Origin of the sequence: Desulfobacterium sp. N47 (assembly GCF_051233685.1) — a bacterium.
Classification (GTDB): domain Bacteria; phylum Desulfobacterota; class Desulfobacteria; order Desulfobacterales; family RPRI01; genus RPRI01.
Map to the genome: position 1 here is coordinate 1 of NZ_JBAMMY010000165.1, position 4194 is coordinate 4194.

The following is a 4194-nucleotide window of genomic DNA, read 5'->3' on the forward strand; positions in this document are numbered from 1 at the left end:
TGCCGAAATGTGAATATCTAAAAGTGCAACTGCTAAGCCCGGTATATTCAAATTTTAAAAAACGGCGTTGGTCGTAAGGGGGTAGTTTTACCTAAAAATGGGCAGCTTTTTTACTTGACTTTCTTCTGGTGCTCTATTCAATTTATATTATAGATTGGCTAAATTATGAATGCAAACATAATAATGGCAGAATCACAAATAATATACGCAGGCCAGGGTCATGATTCTTCAATCTTGAGCACTTCTTTTATGGCATTTGCGATTTCAACGGTTATACCCGGCAAAGAGCTTAATTCTTCCGGCGTTGCCGCCCGGATTTTTTTTATGCTTCCAAAATGTTTTAAAAGCATTTCTTTTTTCTTTTTGCCGATTCCATTCACGTCATCAAGGGCGGAGTGAATCGATTTTTTTCGGATTTGCTTTCTATGAAACGATATTGCAAAACGATGCGTCTCATCCCTTATTCTTTCCAGAAAAAAAAGCAGGTCTCTTTCTCTTGTAAAGTTAACAGGATTGGATCTGCCGGGCTGATATATTTTATCTTCCAGCTCGCCTCTGGCTTCATCTTTTTTTGCAATCCCTATAAGCTCAAATTTACCGGTCAAATTCATTTCGTTTAATATATTGTAAACTATATTTATATGTCCCTTACCGCCATCTATCATAAGCAGATCGGGGTATGTTATCTCTTTTTCTTTGTTAATCCTAAATCGCCTGGTAAGTGCTTCAGCCATGTAAGCGTAGTCATTATGCTCCGGAACTGTTTTTATAGAATATTTCCTGTATAATGACTTAGCAGGTTTTGCGTTTTCGAATACTACCATAGCTGATACCGGATTTTTGCCGGAAATATTTGAGTTGTCAAAGCACTCTATTCTTACCGGCATTCTATCCATCCCGAGCCGCTTCTGAAGCCGGGACAAAAGATCGGTTGATGATGTGATAGAAGATATTATTTCGTTAAGCTCATTTTCTGCATTTTGTATCGCCATTTTTACAAGTTCAAAGCGTTCACCTTTTTTCGGCTCATATATTCTGACTTTTTCTCCCTTGATATCGGTTAACCATTCTTCTATTAAAGGCGTATCTTCCATTGCTGTGGAAACTATTACTTCATGAGGGATTATATTTGTTTTTTCATAATATTGCCTTATAAATCCTCCCAACATCTCCGAATCGGATGAGATGGTTGCTTTAAAGCCAAAGTGCCTTGTTCCCTGCAGGTAACCGCTGCGAACAGTCAGAAGGGTGATTACCGAATGCTCATTATCTCCGATTACTGCAAAAACATCTTTATCCATAAAATCGGCAGTGACTGCTACCTGTTTTTCAAGAGTTTGCCGAATGGAATACATTTTGTCCCGGTAAGCTGCGGCAAGTTCATAATCCTGCGCCTGTGAGGCTTTTTGCATTTTATCTTTTATTTCTTTAATAAGAGCCGGAGTTCTTCCTTTTAAAAAAAGAATTACTTCCTTTACAGCTTCTTCATACATTGATTGATCTATTTCGTTACAACATGGGCCAAAACACATTCCCATCTGATAATTTAAACACGGACGGGTTCTTTTTCTAAAAGCGCCGGTTGTGCATTTTCTGAGTTTAAAAGTCTTATGAATAAGTTTTAAGGTCTGACGAACCGCACCGGCGGAAGAAAACGGGCCGAAATACATCGCTTTATCATTTTTCGGTATTCTGATCACTTTAAGGTTCGGATACTTGCTTTTAATATCAAGTCTTAATGATGGGTAACGTTTGTCATCTTTTAAAATTACATTATATCTGGGTTTATATTTTTTGATAAGGTTTGATTCAAGAATCAGCGCTTCTTTTTCAGTTCCTGTAATTATGGTTTCAAAGGAAACTATTTTTTTTATCAGAACGCCTGTTTTCAAATTCATTTGCTGCTGAGTGTTTGACTCGGAAGAAATAAAATACGAAGAAAGCCTCTTTTTTAAATTCAGGGCTTTTCCCACATAAATTATTTCTCCACCGGCATCTTTCATCAGATAAACGCCTGGGCTTGAAGTAACACCTGATAATTTTTCTGCTAAAATATCTGACATAATTTATCAATACTCAAAAACCATTTTTTTCTTTATAGCACTGATATTATCCCTTAATTCGGCAGCCTTTTCAAAATCAAGTTCCTGAGCCGCTTTTTTCATTTCTTTTTCAAGGTTTGATATAATTTCATCTATATTGTTTGTAGATTCGTACTTTGAAATCACTTCCGATACTTTATCAGCTGCAAATTTATCTGATGCGGATGCATATTCAAACAAAGGCGTAATGGCTTTTTCAATGCTTACCGGAGTTATGCCGTGTTTTTTATTAAATGCTTTCTGAATTTTTCTGCGTCTGTTTGTTTCATCAATAGCCTGTTTCATTGAATTGGTTAAAACATCGCTATACATTATTATACTACCATTTAAATTCCTTGCCGCACGCCCGCAGGTTTGTATCAGCGATCTTGCTGAACGAAGAAAACCTTCTTTGTCGGCATCCAGTATAGCAACAAGAGAAACTTCCGGAATATCCAGCCCTTCTCTTAAAAGATTAATACCTATAATAACATCAAATACGCCTTTTCGAAGATCGTTGATAATCTGCATTCTTTCAAACGTTCCGATGTCCGAATGGAGATAGCTTACTTTTATATCCAAATCCGAATAGTATTCAGTCAGATCTTCAGCCATGCGCTTGGTTAAAGTGGTTACCAGCACTCTTTCATTCTTTTGTATCCGGGCAAGAATCTCTTCAAAAAGATCGTCCACCTGATTTTTGGCACTTTTTAAATGGATGGCAGGATCTAAAAGCCCTGTTGGCCTTACGATAAGCTCTGCAACCGAGCCTTTAGCCTTTTCAAGCTCAAAATCTGCCGGAGTGGCAGATGCATATATTACCTGAGAAGTCCTTGTTTCAAATTCATCAAATCTGAGAGGCCTGTTGTCAAGAGCGGACGGAAGTCTGAACCCGAAATTAACAAGCGTCTCTTTTCTTGATCTGTCGCCTTTATACATTCCATGCAGTTGAGGAACAGTTATATGGCTTTCGTCTATAAACAGCAGGTAATCTTTGGGAAAATAATCCAGAAGGGTAGGGGGGGCTTCTCCGGGGGATCTTCCCGTTAAATGCCGTGAGTAGTTTTCTATCCCATTGCAGTATCCGATTTCCTGCATCATCTCGACATCAAAATGAGTTCTTTCTTCTATACGCTGGGTTTCAATATATTTTTTTTCATTTCTGAAGAACTCTATCCTTTCCTTAAGTTCAATCAGAATGCTGTCCACAGCCCTTTTAAGAGTCATTTTCTGCGTAACATAATGACTGGCTGGGAATATGGTTGCACTGTTCAAACTGTTTAAAATCGATCCTTTAAGAGGATCAATTTCTGCGATGTCTTCAACTTCATCGCCGAAAAAATTTATCCGGATTGCTTTGTCTTCTTCGTAGGCAGGAAATATTTCCACTCTGTCGCCTCTTACTCTGAAGCTTCCCCTGAAAAAGTCATAATCATTGCGTTCATATTGCATCTCTACAAGGTTTTTTAAAAATTTATCCCTGTCAAGTTCCATATTTTTTTCAACATGAACTCTCATGGAAAGATAATCTTCGGGAGCGCCAAGTCCGAATATGCATGATACACTTGCAATAATTATCACATCTCTTCTGCTGAGAACCGAGCGTGTTGCAGAGTGCCTTAATTTGTCTATCATGTCATTAATGGACGAGTCTTTCTGGATATAGGTATCACTTGAAGGAATATAGGCTTCAGGCTGGTAGTAATCGTAATAGCTTACGAAATATTCAACTGCATTTTCCGGAAACAGTAATTTAAACTCGCTGTATAATTGAGCCGCCAATGTTTTATTAGGTGCAATAACAAGAGCAGGTTTGCCGGTTTTTTCAATAACATTTGCCATTGTAAATGTTTTTCCGGAACCTGTAACGCCCAGAAGCACCTGATGCTTCTTTTCCGACAATACACCTGAAACAAGAGACTCAATCGCATTGGGCTGATCGCCCTTAGGAGTGTAATCCGATATTAATTTAAAGCTAAAGTTTCACTGTTTTTGAAGCCGTTCAAACATGGTTTTAAAATTTTGCGATATTTTTTCACAAAACATAAAAAGATGGCATGTAAAATGCATTGCAATTTATATACCAAGTATTTCAAGCACTTACGTCAACTTT

2 protein-coding genes are annotated in these 4194 nt (G+C 37.7%); both read right to left on the reverse strand.

Annotation, left to right across the window (positions count from 1 at the left end):
• Positions 1–218 precede the first annotated feature (218 nt).
• Positions 219–2063, reverse strand: a complete 1845-nt coding sequence (gene uvrC, locus VXK47_RS10740) for an excinuclease ABC subunit UvrC (protein WP_435548784.1) — start codon at positions 2061–2063, stop codon at positions 219–221.
• Between the two features lie 6 nt (positions 2064–2069).
• The gene (gene uvrB / locus VXK47_RS10745; protein WP_435548785.1) at positions 2070–4046 is read right to left on the reverse strand and encodes an excinuclease ABC subunit UvrB; all 1977 of its coding nucleotides are present in this window, start codon (positions 4044–4046) and stop codon (positions 2070–2072) included.
• Between the last annotated feature and the right edge of the window lie 148 nt (positions 4047–4194).

What these genes read in the sequence shown, in the direction of transcription:
- uvrC (WP_435548784.1), bottom strand. Translation starts at nt 2,063, where the DNA reads ATGTCAGATATTTTAGCAGAAAAATTATCAGGTGTTACTTCAAGCCCA.